Raw genomic sequence first — 16,468 nt, 5'->3', positions numbered from 1 at the left:
TGACGTGACGAGTTCGGGCCAGGCCTACCAGCAGGCCCGGGCCGAGGGGCGCGGCGCCCTGGTCGGCTACCTGCCCGTCGGCTACCCGTCGGTGCCCGGCTCGATCGACGCCATGCGGGCCATCTGCGAGGGCTCCCAGGGCCGGGGCGTCGACCTGGTCGAGATCGGGGCCCCCTACAGCGACCCGATGATGGACGGGGTCACCATCCAGCACGCCGGCACCCGGGCCCTCGAACGGGGCGTACGCACCAGCGACACGATGAAGGCCGTCGAGGCGGTGCGCAGCTTCGGCACCCCCGCCGTCGTGATGACCTACTGGGCGCTGGTCGACGCCTACGGTGTCGACGCCTACGCCCGTGACCTGGCCAATGCCGGCGGCTCCGGACTGATCACCCCCGACCTGGTGCCCGACGAGGCCCAGGACTGGATGGAGGCCTCGGAGAAGTACGGCCTGGACCGAATCTTCCTGATCGCCCCCTCGTCCACCGACGAACGACTCAGGATGACCACCGACGCGTCCCGGGGCTGGGTCTACACCACCTCGGTCATGGGCGTGACGGGGGTTCGCGACGAGGCCTCCGGGGCCGCCGAGGCCCTGGTCGCCCGCGCCCGCCTGGTCACCGACCTGCCGTTGGGCATCGGTCTGGGCGTCAGCAACGGCGACCAGGCCGCCGAGGTCTGCCGCTACGCCGACGGCGCCATCGTCGGCTCGGCGCTGGTGAACTGCCTGATCGAGAACGAGCGCATCGGGTCCGACGACCTCACCCGGCTGCGTGAGGTGACCGAGGACCTGGCTGCCGGAGTGCGCCGACGTGGCTGATCGCCGGTTGACCCGCCGGGGACTGTTCGCCGGACTCGGTGGCGGCGTCGCGGCCGTGGCGCTGGCCGGCTGCGGCACCAGCCCCGACCAGGACGGACCCGCCGCGAAGGTGGGGGAGCGCCCCGGTGGCTACCTGGCCGGTACCCAGGTCACCGGTGGCCCGCCGCTGCCCGACATCACCCTGACCGACACCACCGGTGCCCCCTTCGCCCTGGCCGCCGATGTCACCACCCCCGTGGTGCTGCTCTTCTTCGGCTACACCCACTGCCCCGACATCTGCCCCGGCATCCTGGCCGACCTGGCCAGCGCCCGCCAACGCGCCGGCGACCAGGTCAGCGCGGCCACCACCGTGGTGCTGGTGTCCACCGACCCGGCCCGCGACACCCCCGAGGTGCTGAAGAAGTACCTCGAACGCATTGACCCGAGCTTCGTGGGGCTCACCGGTGACCTGGAGGTCATCCGGCAGGCCGGGATGTCGCTCGGCATCACCATGGAGCAGACCGCCCAACTGCCCAGCGGTGGCTACGAGATCGAGCACGGCACCCAGGTCTACGGCTTCGGCGCCGACCGCACGGCGCAGGTGCTGTGGACCCAGGGCACCTCCATCGGCGACTACAAGGAAGACCTCGCCACCCTCGTCGCCGCGCAGCCAGCCTGACCGAAGGAATCCCCGATGATCCCGTTGGACATCCCCAGCCCCTCGATCAGCAGCTTCAGCATCGGGCCGCTGACCATCCACTTCTACGCGCTGTGCATCCTGCTCGGCATCTTCGTGGCCTGGTCACTCGTGCGCCGACGATTCGTCGCCCGCGGTGGGCAGTCCGAACTGATGGAGACCATGGTCGTCGCCGCGGTCCTCGCCGGCATCCTCGGTGCCCGCGTCTACCACGTGCTGACCCGCTGGCAGGACTACTTCGGCCCGGGCCGTGACCCCCTCGACGCCCTCAAGATCTGGGAGGGCGGGCTCGGCATCATCGGCGGGGTCATCTTCGGCGCCGGGGTGGTGCTGCTGTTCTGCCGCCGCCACCACTTCAGCTTCCCGACCATGGCCGACGTCTTCGCCCCCGGCATCCTGCTGGCCCAGGGCATCGGCCGGCTGGGCAACTGGTTCAACCAGGAACTCTTCGGCAAGCCCACCGACCTGCCGTGGGGACTGCAGATCGATGCCGCCCACCGTCCACGCGACCTCCGGGCCTACGAGACCTTCCACCCCACCTTCCTCTACGAGATGCTCTGGAACTTCGGTGGGGTCGGCGTGCTCCTGTGGGCCGAGCGTCGATTCCGGCTCGGCAACGGGCGGGTCTTCATGCTCTACGTCGCCTGGTACGGGGCCGGACGCGTCCTGATGGAGCAGCTGCGCCTGGACCCCGCCAACCTGGTGCTCGGCATGCGCATCAACGGCTTCATCGCCCTGATGCTGTGCGTGCTCGGCGTGCTCGGCTTCGCGCTGCTGACCAAGTACCGTCCCGGCCGCGTCGAGACGCCCTTCCCGCCCGTGGCACCCGACGCGGACGACGCGGCAGCGGCCGACGAGCCGGTCGAGGAGACCACGCCCGAGGGGCGGTAAGCGCTTCCGAGGTAACAATCATGTGACGGGCCCGTGACGGCGTCGGCCCGACAGGATGTCCGAAACCCGCTGGCCTGCGCCTGATTCCGGCGTATTCCGGGCGTGAAACATGCCTGTAACACCCCCTTCCAGATTCTGGATGGTTGTTGCCGCGCCACCCCAACCTCGTGTTTCGTTGCGGAGCACGGAACAACAATGGGGTCCGGGTGCGGCCCCGGCCACCCCGTGACTGACAGCGCGCGTCCACGGACCGCGTGAGAATGACGGAGGTAGTCATGGTGTTTGCTCATCACGCGAAGCAGGGACTCTACGATCCTGCCTACGAGCACGACGCCTGTGGCGTGGCCTTCGTGGCACAGCTCAGCGGTCAGGCAAGCCACCAGATCGTGGCCCAGGGCCTGGAGGCGCTGCGCAACCTCGACCACCGCGGCGCCACCGGCGCCGACACGGCCGCCGGCGACGGCGCCGGCATCCTGCTCCAGGTGCCCGACGCCTTCTTGCGCGAGGCCGTCGACTTCGACCTGCCCGAGGTGGGCCACTACGCCGTCGGCATGGCCTTCCTGCCCACCGATGAGCGTGCCCGACAGCATGCCGTCCACAAGATCGAGTCGCTGGCCGTCGAGGAGGACCTGGTCGTCCACGGCTGGCGCGAGGTCCCCGTCGAGACCGGCACCCTCAGCCCGATCTCGCTGGGCGCCATGCCGCACATGGCCCAGCTGTTCGTCAGCGCCGAGACCGGGGTCCAGGGCATCCACCTCGACCGGCAGACCTACGCCCTGCGCAACCGTGCCCAGCGCGAGCACGACATCTACTTCGCCTCGTTGAGCGCGCGGACCCTGGTCTACAAGGGCATGCTGACCACCGACCAGCTCGAAGAGGTCTACCCCGAGCTGCTCGACCCGCGGATGGCCTCTGCCCTGGCGCTGGTGCACTCCCGCTTCTCGACCAACACCTTCCCCGCCTGGGAACTGTCCCACCCGTACCGGATGATCGCCCACAACGGCGAGATCAACACCGTGCGCGGCAACCGCAACTGGATGCGCTCGCGCGAGGCCCAGCTGCGCTCCAACCGCATCCCCGGCGACCTCGAGCGGTTGTTCCCGATCTGCACCCCCGACGCCTCCGACTCGGCCTCCTTCGACGAGGTGCTCGAACTGCTGCACCTGGGTGGACGCTCACTGCCGCACGCCGTGCTGATGATGATTCCCGAGGCCTGGGAGAACCACACCGAGATGGACCCGGCCCGGCGTGCCTTCTACCAGTTCCACTCCTCGATCATGGAGCCCTGGGACGGGCCTGCCTGCATGACCTTCACCGACGGCACCGTCATCGGTGGCGTGCTCGACCGCAACGGGCTGCGTCCGGCCCGCTACTGGGTCACCGACGACGGCCTGGTCGTCTTCGCCTCCGAGGCCGGCGTGCTGCCCCTGGACCAGGCCACGGTCGTCCAGAAGGGCCGCCTGCAGCCCGGCAAGATGTTCCTGGTCGACCTGGAACAGCAGCGCATCGTCAGCGACGAGGAGGTCAAGTCCGAACTCGCCGCCGCCAAGCCCTACCAGCAGTGGCTGGATGCCGGCCGACTCAAGCTCTCCGACCTGCCCGAACGCACCCACATCGTCCACTCCCACGCCTCGGTCACCCGTCGCCAGCAGCTGTTCGGCTACACCGACGAGGAGCTCAGCCTGATCGTCGCCCCCATGGCCCAGGGCGGTGTCGAACCCATCGGCTCAATGGGCACCGACACCCCCATCGCGGTGCTCAGCCAGCGACCCAAGCTGGTCTTCGACTACTTCACCGAACTGTTCGCCCAGGTCACCAACCCGCCGCTGGACGCGATCCGCGAGGAGCTGGTGACAAGCCTGATCGCCACCATCGGGCCGCGGACCAACATGCTGGTGGGCACCCCCGAGTCGTGTCGCCAGCTGACCATCGACTACCCGATCCTCGATTCCGACGGCCTGGCCAAGATCATCCGCATCAACCAGGACGGCGACCTGCCCGAGTTCGCCAGCCACGTCGTCAGCGGTCTCTTCCCGGTCGACGGCGGGGGAGCGGCCCTGGCCGAACGCCTCGCCGCCATCCGCGACGAGGTCACGGCCGCGATTGCCGACGGTGCCCGCACCATCGTGCTGTCGGATCGCCACTCGACCTCGGAACTGGCACCGATTCCCTCGCTGCTGCTCACCTCGGCCCTGCACCACCACCTGGTCCGCGAGAAGACCCGCAACCTGGTCGGGCTGGTCGTCGAGGCCGGTGACGTGCGCGAGGTCCACCACGTGGCCCTGCTGGTCGGATACGGCGCCACCGCCGTCAACCCGTACCTGATGTTCGAGTCGGCCGAGGACCTGGCCCGCCGCGAGCTCTACGTCGACGTCACCCCCGAGAAGGCGATCCTCAATGTCCGCAAGGCGCTCGGCAAGGGCGTGCTGAAGGTGATGTCGAAGATGGGAATCTCGACGATCGCGTCCTACACCGGGGCGCAGGTCTTCGAGGCCATCGGCCTGGCCCAGGACTTCGTGGACGAGTACTTCACCGGCACCACCAGCCGGATCGAGGGCATTGGCCTGGACGAGATCGCCGAAGAGGTGCGCAAGCGCCACCTGGTGGCCTACCCCGAATCGGGCATCCCGTTGGCGCACCGCACCCTGGTGACCGGCGGGGAGTACCAGTGGCGCCGCGAGGGCGAGGAGCACCTGTTCAGCCCCGAGACCGTGTTCCGCCTGCAGCACGCCACCAGCACCGGACGCTACGACGTGTTCAAGAAGTACTCGACGCTGGTCGACGAGGGCTCCCGGCGACTGATGACGCTGCGCTCGCTGCTGCAGTTCCGGGGCGACCGCACCCCCATCAGCATCGACGAGGTCGAGCCGGCCAGCGAGATCGTCAAGCGCTTCTCGACCGGGGCCATGAGCTACGGCTCGATCTCGGCCGAGGCCCACGAGACCCTGGCCATCGCCATGAACAGCATTGGCGCCAAGTCGAACACCGGTGAGGGCGGCGAGGACCGCGACCGGCTCTACGACCCGCAGCGCCGCTCGGCGATCAAGCAGGTCGCGTCGGGACGCTTCGGCGTCACCAGCGACTACCTGACCAATGCCACCGACATCCAGATCAAGATGGCCCAGGGTGCCAAGCCCGGCGAGGGCGGCCAACTCCCCGGCCCCAAGGTCTACCCCTGGGTGGCCTCGACCCGCCATTCGACCCCGGGCGTCGGCCTGATCTCGCCGCCGCCGCACCACGACATCTACTCCATCGAGGACCTCAAGCAACTCATCCACGACCTCAAGTGCGCCAACCCCAGCGCCCGGGTGCACGTCAAGCTGGTCGCCGAGGTCGGCGTCGGCACGGTCGCCGCGGGCGTGGCCAAGGCCAAGGCCGACGTGGTGCTCATCTCCGGCCACGACGGCGGCACCGGCGCGGCCCCGCTGACCTCGCTGAAGCACGCCGGTGGTCCCTGGGAGCTCGGCCTGGCCGAGACCCAGCAGACGTTGCTGCTGAACGGACTGCGCGACCGCATCGTCGTCCAGGCCGACGGCCAGCTCAAGACCGGACGCGACGTCGTCATCGCCGCGCTGCTGGGTGCCGAGGAGTTCGGGTTCGCCACCGCACCCCTGGTCGTCTCGGGCTGCATCATGATGCGCGTCTGCCACAAGGACACCTGCCCGGTCGGCATCGCCACCCAGAACCCCAAGCTGCGCGAGCACTTCCACGGTCGCGCCGAACACGTCGTGAACTTCTTCATGTTCGTCGCCGAGGAGGTCCGCGAAATCCTGGCCCGGTTGGGCTTCCGCACGCTCGAGGAGGCCGTCGGCCAGGTCGAGGCCCTGGACGCCCGGCCCGCCGTCGACCACTGGAAGGCCAGGGGTCTGGACCTCTCCCCGATCCTGCACCTGGTCGACGTGCCCGCCGGCACCCCCCGCCACCACACCGTGGGCCAGGACCACGGGCTGGACCAGAAGCTCGACGTCGCCCTGGTCGAGGCAGCCCGCCCCGCCCTGGACCGCGGGGACAAGGTCGAGGCCAGCTTCACCATCCGCAATGTCGACCGGACCACCGGCACCATCCTCGGCCACGAGGTCACCAAGGCCACCCGCGGCGAGGGATTCGACGACCACACCATCAGCCTCACCCTGACCGGCACCGGCGGCCAGAGCTTCGGTGCATTCCTGCCGCGCGGGGTCACCATGAAGCTGGTCGGTGACTCCAATGACTACGTCGGCAAGGGCCTGTGCGGCGGCATCATCGTGGTCACCCCGCCGGCGGGTGCGGCCTTCGAGGCCTCCCAGCAGATCGTGGCCGGCAACGTCATTGGCTACGGCGCCACCTCCGGCGAGATCTACCTGCGTGGTGTCGTCGGTGAGCGCTTCTGCGTCCGCAACTCCGGCGCCACCGCCGTGGTCGAGGGCGTCGGGGACCACGGCTGTGAGTACATGACCGGCGGTGAGGCGCTGATCCTGGGGCCCACCGGACGCAACTTCGCCGCCGGCATGTCCGGTGGAGTGGCGTGGGTGCTGGACCTGTCGGTCGAACGACTCAACACCGAGATGGTCGACCCGGTGGACCTGACCGAGGTCGACCTCGACCGCATCACCGACCTGCTGCAGCGCCACCTCGACCACACCGACTCGGACGTCGCCCGCGGCCTGCTGCAGGCCGGACGCGACGCTCTGGGCGCCCGTTTCACCAAGGTCCTGCCGCGTGACTACGCCAAGGTGAAGGCCGCCGAGGCGGAGGCCACGGCCCTGGGCCTGGACGCCGCACAGACCACCAACCTGATGATGGAGGCCGCTCATGGCTGATCCCCGTGGATTCATGACCACCCCGCGCGAGGTGGCGCCGCGTCGTCCCGTCGGCGAACGCATCAACGACTGGAACGAGGTCTACCCCGGTGGACCGGGCCGCGCCCTGCTGCCCATCATCAGCCAGCAGGCCGGGCGCTGCATGGACTGCGGCATTCCGTTCTGCCACACCGGGTGCCCGCTGGGTAACCTGATTCCCGAGTGGAACGACCTGGTCTGGCGCGACGACTGGGTGCCTGCCGCCGATCGGCTGCACGCGACCAACAACTTCCCCGAGTTCACCGGACGGCTGTGCCCGGCCCCCTGCGAGACCGCCTGCGTGGTCGGCCTGGTCGGTGACCCGGTCACCATCAAGAACGTCGAGGTGGCCATCATCGACAAGGCCTGGGACGACCGCCGCGTCACCCCCCAGCAGCCCGAGTGGCACTCGCTGAAGACGGTGGCGGTGATCGGATCGGGCCCGGCCGGTCTGGCCGCCGCCCAGCAGCTGACCCGCACCGGCCACACCGTGGTCGTCTACGAACGCGCCGACGCCATCGGTGGCCTGCTGCGCTACGGCATCCCCGAGTTCAAGATGGAGAAGTCGGTGGTCGACCGCCGCCTGAAGCAGATGACCCTCGAGGGGACCGTCTTTCGTCCCAGCACCAATATCGGCACCGACCTGACCGGGGAGGACCTGCTCGAGCGCTTCGACGCCGTGGTGCTGGCCATCGGCTCGACCAGGCCGCGCGACCTGCCCGTCCCCGGCCGGGAACTGGGCGGCATCCACCAGGCCATGGAGTTCCTGCCCCAGGCCAACCGGGCGGCCCTCGGCGAGGACGTCGAGAACCAGATCACCGCCAAGGACAAGCACGTGGTGATCATTGGTGGCGGCGACACGGGTGCCGACTGCCTGGGCACCTCCATCCGCCAGGGCGCGGCCTCGATCACCCAGCTGGAGATCCTGCCGACCCCGCCGGACGACCGGCCCGAGCACCAGCCGTGGCCGACCTACCCGATGATCCTGCGGGTGAGCTCGGCCCACGAGGAGGGCGGCGAGCGGATGTATGCCGTCTCGACCAGCGAGTTCCTCGGCAACGAGGACGGCCAGGTCACCTCGCTGCGGCTCAGCGAGGTCACCTTCGAGCAGGGCAGCTTCGTGCCCGTCGAGGGCTCCGAGCGCGTGATCCCGGCCGACCTGGTGCTGCTGGCCATGGGATTCACCGGGCCGGAGACCGACTCGGTCGTCGACCAGTTGGGGGTCGAGGTGGACGCCCGCGGCAACATTTCCCGCGACGACTCCTATGCCACCAATGTGCCCGGCGTCTTCGTCTGCGGCGACGCCGGACGCGGCCAGTCGCTGATCGTCTGGGCCATTGCCGAGGGACGCTCCGCGGCCCGGGGGGTCGATGAGTACCTGATGGGCTCCTCGGTGCTGCCGCGCCCGATCGGCCCCCACGAACGGCAGCTGATGGCCTGAGCGTCGGTACCGGTTTGACACCGGCGCCGCCGCGGGCGTGGAATCGGTGGGTTCATTGTCCATACCGAGGTGGTAGTTGCGTGTCCACAACCGTCGTGCAGAAGTCATCAGCGATCAGGGAACTGACCGTCCGCAGCGTCATCCTGGGCGGCCTGATCACCCTGGTCTTCACCGCGGCGAACGTCTACCTCGGGCTCAAGGTGGGGCTCACCTTCGCCACGTCCATCCCGGCTGCTGTGATCTCGATGGCGATCCTGCGCTACTTCAAGAATCACACCATCACCGAGAACAACATCGTCCAGACGATCGCCTCGGCGGCAGGCACCCTGTCGGCGATCATCTTCGTGCTGCCCGGCCTGATCATCATCGGCTGGTGGAGTGGCTTCCCGTACTGGACCACCACCCTGGTCTGCCTCATCGGCGGCATCCTGGGGGTGACCTACTCGATCCCGCTGCGGCGGGCCCTGGTGACGGGCTCGACCCTGCCCTACCCCGAGGGTGTGGCCGCGGCCGAGGTCCTCAAGGTCGGCGACTCCTCCGGGGGTGCCGAGGAGAACCGGCGCGGGCTGCACGTCATCATTGCCGGTGGCCTGGCCTCGGCCGGGTTCTCGCTGCTCGCGGCCATGAAGGTGGCCAGCAACACCCTGTCGACGGCCTTCCGGGTGGGATCCGGCGGGACGCTGTTCGGGGCGAGCCTGTCGCTGGCACTGATCGGGGTCGGCCACCTGGTCGGGATCACCGTCGGCATCGCCATGATCGTGGGCCTGCTGATCGCCTACGGAGTGCTGCTGCCGGTGATGACCCGCGGCGACCTGCCCGCCAGCGGCGGCATCGGTGATGCCGTCGGCGCGGTGTTCGGGTCGGATGTGCGCTTCGTCGGTGCCGGCACCATGGCCATCGCCGCCGTCTGGACGTTGGTGAAGATCAGCGGCCCCATCGTGCGCGGCATCACCGCGGCGCTGGCCTCCAGCCGTGCCCGTGAGGCCGGGGAGCAGGTGCCTCGCACCGAACGTGACCTGTCCATGAAACTGGTCGCCGGCATCACCCTGGCCTCGATGGCGCCGATCGGGGTGCTGCTGTGGCTGTTCGTCCAGGACACCCCGCTGGCCCACAACTCCACCGGACTGGTGGTGATCAGCATCCTCTACGTCCTGCTGGTGGGTCTGGCGGTGGCCTCGGTCTGCGGCTACATGGCCGGCCTGATCGGCTCCTCCAACAGCCCGATCTCGGGGGTCGGGATCCTGGTGGTCATCACCGCCGCCATCCTGATCAAGGTCGTCCACCCCAGTTCGGACGCCAGCCAGGTGCCGGCGCTGGTGGCCTACACGCTGTTCACCTCGGCGGTCGTGTTCGGGGTGGCGACGATCTCCAATGACAACCTGCAGGACCTCAAGACCGGCCAACTGGTCGGCGCCACCCCGTGGAAGCAACAGATCGCGCTGGTCATCGGTGTCGCCTTCGGTTCGGTGATCATCCCGCCCGTGCTGCAGGTGATGAACACCGGCTTCGGTTTCGCGGGCGCCCCAGGCGCCGGGGAGAACGCGCTTGCCGCGCCCCAGGCCTCGCTGATCTCGTCGCTGGCCACCGGCGTGCTGGGCGGCGACCTGAACTGGAACCTGTTGGGGCTCGGGGCCCTGATCGGGGTCGGGGTCATCATTGCCGACGAGGTCCTCATCCGCCGGACCGGAAGGTTGTCGCTGCCGCCGCTGGCGGTGGGCATGGGCATGTACCTGCCGATCGACCTGACCCTGATCATTCCGCTGGGGGCGCTGCTCGGACTGCTCTACAACCGCTGGGCTGACCGGCGGCAGAACCCCGAGTCGGCCAAGCGGCTCGGAACCCTCTTGGCCACCGGCCTGATCGTCGGCGAGAGCCTGTTCGGGGTGCTCGGTGCCGGCATCATTGCCGCCACCGGCAAGGACGCCCCGTTGGCAGTGGCACCCGATTCCTTCACCGGTGCCGCCACCTGGATCGGTGTGATCGCCTTCGCTGCCATCATCGGCTGGCTCTACCGGCGCACGCAGCGCACGTCGATGGCGGCCGAGGACTGAGGCTGCCGCCCACCCGCGGCCTCAAGGCTGCCGTTGTCGGTGGTCGGGGTTAGGCTGGGTCACCGTCGCCACGGATGGGGAGGGAACCTGCATGGACCAGTTCGTCCACCTGCACTGCCACACGGACTTCTCGATGTTGGACGGTGCGGCCCGCGTCGCCGAGTTGACCAAGGCGGCCGCGGACCAGGGCATGCCGGCCATCGCGATGACCGACCACGGCAACCTGTACGGTGCCTACGAGTTCTACACGGCCGCCAAGAAGGCCCAGATCAAGCCGATCATCGGGCTGGAGGCCTACCTCACCCCGAAGACCCACCGCAGCGAACGCAAGCGCGTCCAGTTCGGCGACGGCACCGGCGACGACGTCGCCTCCAAGGGTGCCTACACCCACATGACGATGTGGAGCGAGAACAAGCAGGGCATGCACAACCTGTTCCGGTTGAGCACCCGCTCAAGCCTGGAGGGCTTCTTCTACAAGCCGCGCGCCGACCGGGAACTGCTCAACGAGTACGCCCAGGGGCTGCTGGCCACCACCGGCTGCCCGTCGGGTGAGGTGCAGACCTACCTTCGGCTGGGCCAGTTCGACAATGCCGTGGAGTCGGCGGCCGAGTTCCAGGACATCTTCGGCAAGGGCAACTTCTTCGTCGAGTTGATGGACCACGGCCTGGACATCGAGACCAAGGTGCGCGACGACCTGCTGCGGTTGGCCAGGAAGCTGGACCTGCCGCTGGTGGCCACCAACGACCTGCACTACGTCGGCAAGGACGACGCCCACGCCCACGACACGCTGCTGTGCGTCTCGTCCGGGTCTCGTTTCGACACACCCGGACGGTTCCAGTTCAGCGGTTCGGGCTACTACCTGAAGTCGGCCGCCGAGATGCGCCAGATCTTCAGCAACCTGCCCGAGGCCTGCGACAACACCCTGGCCATTGCCGAACGTTGCCAGACCGAGTTCACCGAGGGCATGGGCACCTTCATGCCGAAGTTCCCGGTGCCCGAGGGCGAGACCGAGAACTCCTGGTTCGTCCACGAGGTGCGCGTCGGGCTCGACCGGCGCTACCCGAACGGGGTGCCCGACGAGGTGCTCGAGCGGGCGAAGTTCGAATACGAGATCATCGGCAAGATGGGTTTCGCCGGGTACTTCCTGGTCGTGGCCGACTTCATCAACTGGTCCAAGGAGAACGGCATCCGGGTCGGCCCCGGCCGCGGTTCGGGCGCCGGTTCCATGTGCGCCTACGCCCTGCGGATCACCGACCTCGACCCGATCGAGCACGGACTGCTGTTCGAGCGCTTCCTCAACCCCGAGCGCGTCTCCATGCCCGACTTCGACATTGACTTCGACGATCGTCGCCGCGGTGAGGTGATCGCCTACGTCAGCAACAAGTACGGCAACGACCGGGTCAGCCAGATCATCACCTACGGCACCATCAAGGCCAAGCAGGCCGTCAAGGACGCCGCCCGCGTGCTCGACATGCCCTACTCGATCGGCGACTCGATCACCAAGGCGATGCCGCCGGCGATCATGGGCAAGGACGTCCCATTGCCCGCGCTGTTCGATGAGTCGCACCCTCGCTACCAGGAGGGTCGCGAGTTCCGCGAGCTGTACGACTCCAGTGCCGACGTGGCCAAGGTGGTCGACACCGCCAAGGGCATCGAGGGCCTGAAGCGCCAGTGGGGCGTGCACGCCGCCGGCGTGATCATGAGCTCCGACCCGCTGATCGACATCATCCCGCTGATGAAGCGCGAGCAGGACGGCGCCATCATCACCCAGTTCGACTACCCCGGCTGTGAGGCGCTGGGGCTGATCAAGATGGACTTCCTCGGGTTGCGCAACCTGACGGTGCTCGACGACGCCATCAAGAACATCAAGTCCAACCGCGGCCAGGACGTCGTCCTGGAGGACCTGCCGATGGATGACCCGGCCACCTTCGACCTGCTGCAGCGCGGCGACACCCTCGGCGTCTTCCAGCTCGACGGCGGCCCGATGCGCTCGCTGCTGCGCTCGATGCAGCCCGACAAGTTCGCCGACATCTCGGCCGTGGGTGCGCTCTACCGTCCGGGTCCGATGGGTGCCGACTCGCACAACAAGTACGCCCGCCGCAAGACCGGCAAGGAGCCCATCACCCCGCTGCACCCGGAACTGGAGGAGCCGCTGGCGGAGGTGCTGGGTGAGACCTACGGCCTGATCGTCTACCAGGAACAGGTGATGGCGATCGCCCAGAAGCTCGCCGGCTACACCCTGGGCGGCGCCGACATGCTGCGCCGGGCGATGGGCAAGAAGAAGAAGAAGGAACTGGACGCCCAGTACGAGGTGTTCAGCGCCGGGATGGCCGAACGCGGCTACTCCAAGGCCGCCATGCAGACCGTCTGGGACGTGCTGCTGCCGTTCTCCGACTACGCCTTCAACAAGTCCCACTCGGCGGCCTACGGGCTGGTCTCGTACTGGACGGCCTACCTCAAGGCCAACTACCCGGCCGAGTACATGGCCGCGCTGCTGCAGTCGGTCAAGGACGACAAGGACAAGCTGGCCATCTACCTGGCCGAGTGCCGGCACATGGGCATCCAGGTGCTGCCGCCCGACGTCAATGAGTCCCAGGCCATGTTCACCGCCGTCGGCGAGGCGATCCGCTTCGGGCTGTCCGGCATTCGCAACGTCGGCCACCACGTGGTCACCGGCATCATCGAGGCCCGCGACGAGCACGGCCCGGCGTCCAGCTTCGGGGAGTTCCTCGACCACGTGCCGCTGGTGGTGTGCAACAAGCGGATGATCGAGTCGCTGATCAAGGCCGGCGGGTTCGACTCGATGGGGCACCGCCGACGCGCGCTGATGGAGGTCTACGAGCACGCCATCGACGAGGTGATCACCCTCAAGCGCAACCAGGAGAACGGCCAGGACGACCTGTTCGCCGACCTGGCCTTCGCCGACGAGAAGCCGGTCAACCACAACGCCGAGGTGATGGACCTGCCGGAGTGGGAGAAGACCACCAAGCTGGCCTTTGAGCGCGAGATGCTCGGGCTCTACGTCTCCGACCACCCCTTGCAGGGCCTGGAGCACGTGCTGCAACGCCACCGCGACTACTCCCTGGGCGTGGTGGCCTCACCCGACGGGCCGTCGGAGGGGACCACGGTGACCATCTGTGGGATGGTCACCCAGCTGACCCGCAAGCAGACCAAGACCGGGCAGGTCTGGGCCATCCTGAACGTCGAGGACCTGGACGGCAGCGTCGAGGTGATGGTCTTCTCCCGCGTCTACGAGCAGGTGGCGATGCAGTTGGCCACCGACGTGGTGGTCAAGGTGCGTGGACGGATCAAGCGTGGGGACGACAATGTCGCCCTCCAGGCCGCCGACTTGAGCCTGCCGGAGATCACGGCCGAGGGCGGGGCGGGTCCGGTGAACATCCAGCTGCCCGTCAGCCGCTGCACCCCGCCGGTGGTCGAACAGCTCAAGGTGGTGCTGCGCCAGCACCCCGGCGTCCAGGAGGTGCGGGTGACGCTGCTGTCCAATGATCGGGCCACCACCTTCCGCCTGCACGAGCAGCTGCGAGTGAGCCCGTCCCAGCCGCTGATGGCCGACCTGAAGGCACTGCTGGGGCCCTCGTGCCTCGCCTGATCGCGTGAGAGGATCGCGTCCATGACCCACGTCGCGCACAGCTCGAGTGCCGAGCCGCAGTCCCCGGAATCGCCGGGGCTGCTGAACCGTCCCGTGCGGCGGCTGGCGCCCGGCACCAGGCGGATCCTGGCCTACCTGGCCGCCGGGCTGCCCATTGGTCTGCTGACCGGGGTCATCTGGCATCTGGTGGCCAACCCACCCGGCTACCTGGTCGCCCAGAACGGGGCGGCGACCATGAGCGAGCGCGGGCTCGCCGCCTGGTTCTCCGCCGACTTCTGGTTCGCCATCATCGGGCTCGTGGTCGGTCTGGCGATCGGGGTGTGGGGGTGGCTCTGGTTCGGTCGACGCGGCTGGGTCCTGGTGCCGCTGGTGCTCGGCACCGCCGTCATCTCTGCGCTGCTGTGCTGGTGGGTCGGTGAAGTGATGGGGCCGACCAACTTTGATGAACGACTCAGCCAGGCCGTTCCCGGTGACGTGGTGCCCATCGACCTGGAACTCACCTCGCTGTCCGCGCTGGCGGCGTGGCCGTTGGGCGCCATCATCCCGGTGGTGATCGCCTCGGCCTTCCTCACCGACCCCGCCGACTACCTGGAGCGCTGGCGGGCAGGGCGGGTGAGGGCCAGCACGACGATGCTGTCCGAGCCGGTGATGCCGGGCGGCCCGACCGTCACCGGACGTGCCTCAGAAGAGTTGGGCGGCCCAGACGACCACCGGGGCCAGCAGTAGCGCCGGCACCATGTCACCGACCTTGATGTCCTTGATCTCGAGCACCCGCAGGGCCAGGCCCAGCAGCATGATGCCGCCCACCACCGAGATCATGTCGGTCTGGACCGGGCTCATCAGGTCGCCCAGCAGCCAGGCCAGCAGGGTCAGCAGTCCCTGGTAGACGGCGATCGAGACCGCCGAGGCCATCACGCCGGCACCGAGCGCCGAGGCGAACGCGATCGAGGCCACCCCGTCCAGGATGGCCTTGACGATCAGCGTCGAGGAACCCTGTCCGAGACCTTCCTGCAGCGAGCCCAGGATCGCCATGGGTCCGATGCCGAACAGCAGCGTGGTGGTGACGAAGGCGTTCACGAAGCGTGACTGGTGCTCGGTGCCCTGCCTCTGGCCACGCACCAGCAGTCGACGCAGGGCCACGGCGGCCGCGTCGGTGCGGTCCTCCAGGCGCAGCAGCGAGCCGATGACGGTGCCGAAGACCAAGGTCAGCACCACGGCCAGGAAAACGGCGCCCCCGGGAATCGCCTCGACCAGGGGGGCGGCCAGCATCGGCAGCAGCATGGTCGCCGCCATCACCAGGGTGCACAGGCCCAGCACGTGGGTGACGGTGGTACGGGTGCGTTCGTTGAGGCGGCTGCCCAGGGCCAGGCCGAGCAGGGATCCGACGACGATGGTGCCCACGTTGATGGCGGTGCCCAGACCGATGAATGTCACGCGGGCCAGCGTAGGGGACGTGGACACGGCTGGTCGATGTGGACAGGAGCGGCACGCGAGCAGGTGCAGGTGTCGCATCTTCGCCTCGTGACCAGGTCGTGAGCCGCGCCTCTGGCTGGGATGGCGGCGGGTGGCCTAGGTTTCTCTCCATGCGGCCATCTGGCGCAGTGGATTTGCTGGGTGACTGCAAGGCGGAGTCGGCATGGACATGGATGATCGGGCGGCGCTCGGCACCGTGCGTTGGGTGTTGGTCGCCGGTTTGCTGGTGGCGGCTGTGGCAGCACTGGTGGTGCTGCCATTCCAGCTGGGCGTGATCATTCCCTTCGGTCTGCGGTTGGTCGTCGCGTTCGGGCTGGGGTTGGTGGCGGGTGCGGTGGCGTCCAAGGAGTGGTGGCCGATTCTCCTCATCACCACCACGTGGCCGCTGGTGCTCGCAGGGGTGTCGCTGATCTGGTCACCGCATTCCTACTGGACGGAATCGGCAAGCCCCCAGGGCGTGCAACTCATCCAGGCCGTCAGCGACTCGGGTTCGCGGGACCTGTATCTCACTGACGGCACCGGGGTGTTGGCACGGATGTGTCGGGTGGGACAGCTCGATGATGAGCACTGGGACGCGAAGATGTCATGGCGAGAGGGTCGCTTCATCATCGAAGACGACGCTGGGAACCAGATCATGGTGCTTCCGGCATCCTGCCCATGAGCACCCCCGGAAAGCGGTCCTGACCACG

Annotated in this window: 10 protein-coding genes; 9 read left to right on the top strand and 1 reads right to left on the bottom strand. The window is 68.4% G+C overall.

Going from position 1 to position 16,468, the window contains the following annotated elements; all coding sequences use genetic code 11:
• The first annotated feature begins 4 nt into the window (after positions 1 to 4).
• From trpA to IPV09_RS02395, 8 genes are all read left to right on the top strand, one after another.
• The gene (gene trpA, locus IPV09_RS02430; protein WP_207473468.1) at positions 5 to 820 is read left to right on the top strand and encodes a tryptophan synthase subunit alpha; all 816 of its coding nucleotides are present in this window, start codon (positions 5 to 7) and stop codon (positions 818 to 820) included.
• Positions 813 to 1,478, top strand: a complete 666-nt coding sequence (locus tag IPV09_RS02425; RefSeq protein WP_207473420.1) for an SCO family protein — start codon at positions 813 to 815, stop codon at positions 1,476 to 1,478. Before trpA ends, IPV09_RS02425 begins: the two co-directional genes overlap by 8 nt.
• Before the next feature lie 15 nt (positions 1,479 to 1,493).
• Positions 1,494 to 2,387, top strand: a complete 894-nt coding sequence (gene lgt / locus IPV09_RS02420; protein ID WP_207473418.1) for a prolipoprotein diacylglyceryl transferase — start codon at positions 1,494 to 1,496, stop codon at positions 2,385 to 2,387.
• Positions 2,388 to 2,662: 275 nt separating this feature from the next.
• Entirely contained in the window at positions 2,663 to 7,186 is a 4,524-nt protein-coding gene (gltB, locus tag IPV09_RS02415) for a glutamate synthase large subunit (protein ID WP_207473417.1), read from the top strand.
• Positions 7,179 to 8,645 (top strand): glutamate synthase subunit beta, encoded by a 1,467-nt coding sequence (locus IPV09_RS02410; RefSeq protein ID WP_207473416.1) that lies wholly within the window; start codon positions 7,179 to 7,181, stop codon positions 8,643 to 8,645. The genes gltB and IPV09_RS02410 overlap by 8 nt, the downstream gene beginning before the upstream one ends.
• An 80-nt stretch (positions 8,646 to 8,725) precedes the next feature.
• Positions 8,726 to 10,696, top strand: coding sequence for an OPT family oligopeptide transporter (locus IPV09_RS02405; RefSeq protein ID WP_370590188.1), 1,971 nt, complete (start codon positions 8,726 to 8,728; stop codon positions 10,694 to 10,696).
• 91 nt (positions 10,697 to 10,787) lie between these two features.
• Positions 10,788 to 14,306, top strand: coding sequence for a DNA polymerase III subunit alpha (gene dnaE, locus IPV09_RS02400; RefSeq protein WP_207473415.1), 3,519 nt, complete (start codon positions 10,788 to 10,790; stop codon positions 14,304 to 14,306).
• A 21-nt stretch (positions 14,307 to 14,327) separates the two neighbouring features.
• Entirely contained in the window at positions 14,328 to 15,032 is a 705-nt protein-coding gene (locus IPV09_RS02395; RefSeq protein WP_207473414.1) for a hypothetical protein, read from the top strand.
• Here the strand turns inward: IPV09_RS02395 and IPV09_RS02390 are convergent.
• Positions 14,988 to 15,740 (bottom strand): DUF554 domain-containing protein, encoded by a 753-nt coding sequence (locus tag IPV09_RS02390; RefSeq protein WP_207473413.1) that lies wholly within the window; start codon positions 15,738 to 15,740, stop codon positions 14,988 to 14,990. The genes IPV09_RS02395 and IPV09_RS02390 overlap by 45 nt on opposite strands.
• 202 nt (positions 15,741 to 15,942) lie before the next feature.
• Between IPV09_RS02390 and IPV09_RS02385 the strand changes: the two genes are divergently transcribed.
• On the top strand, positions 15,943 to 16,440 hold the full coding sequence (locus IPV09_RS02385) for a hypothetical protein (protein ID WP_207473412.1): 498 nt from the start codon (positions 15,943 to 15,945) through the stop codon (positions 16,438 to 16,440).
• Positions 16,441 to 16,468: the final 28 nt, after the last annotated feature.

The organism is Tessaracoccus sp. SD287, from assembly GCF_017355265.1.
GTDB lineage: Bacteria > Actinomycetota > Actinomycetes > Propionibacteriales > Propionibacteriaceae > Aestuariimicrobium.
The sequence above is the reverse complement of the archived record's forward strand: the minus strand, read 5'-3'. Positions and strand labels throughout refer to the sequence as shown.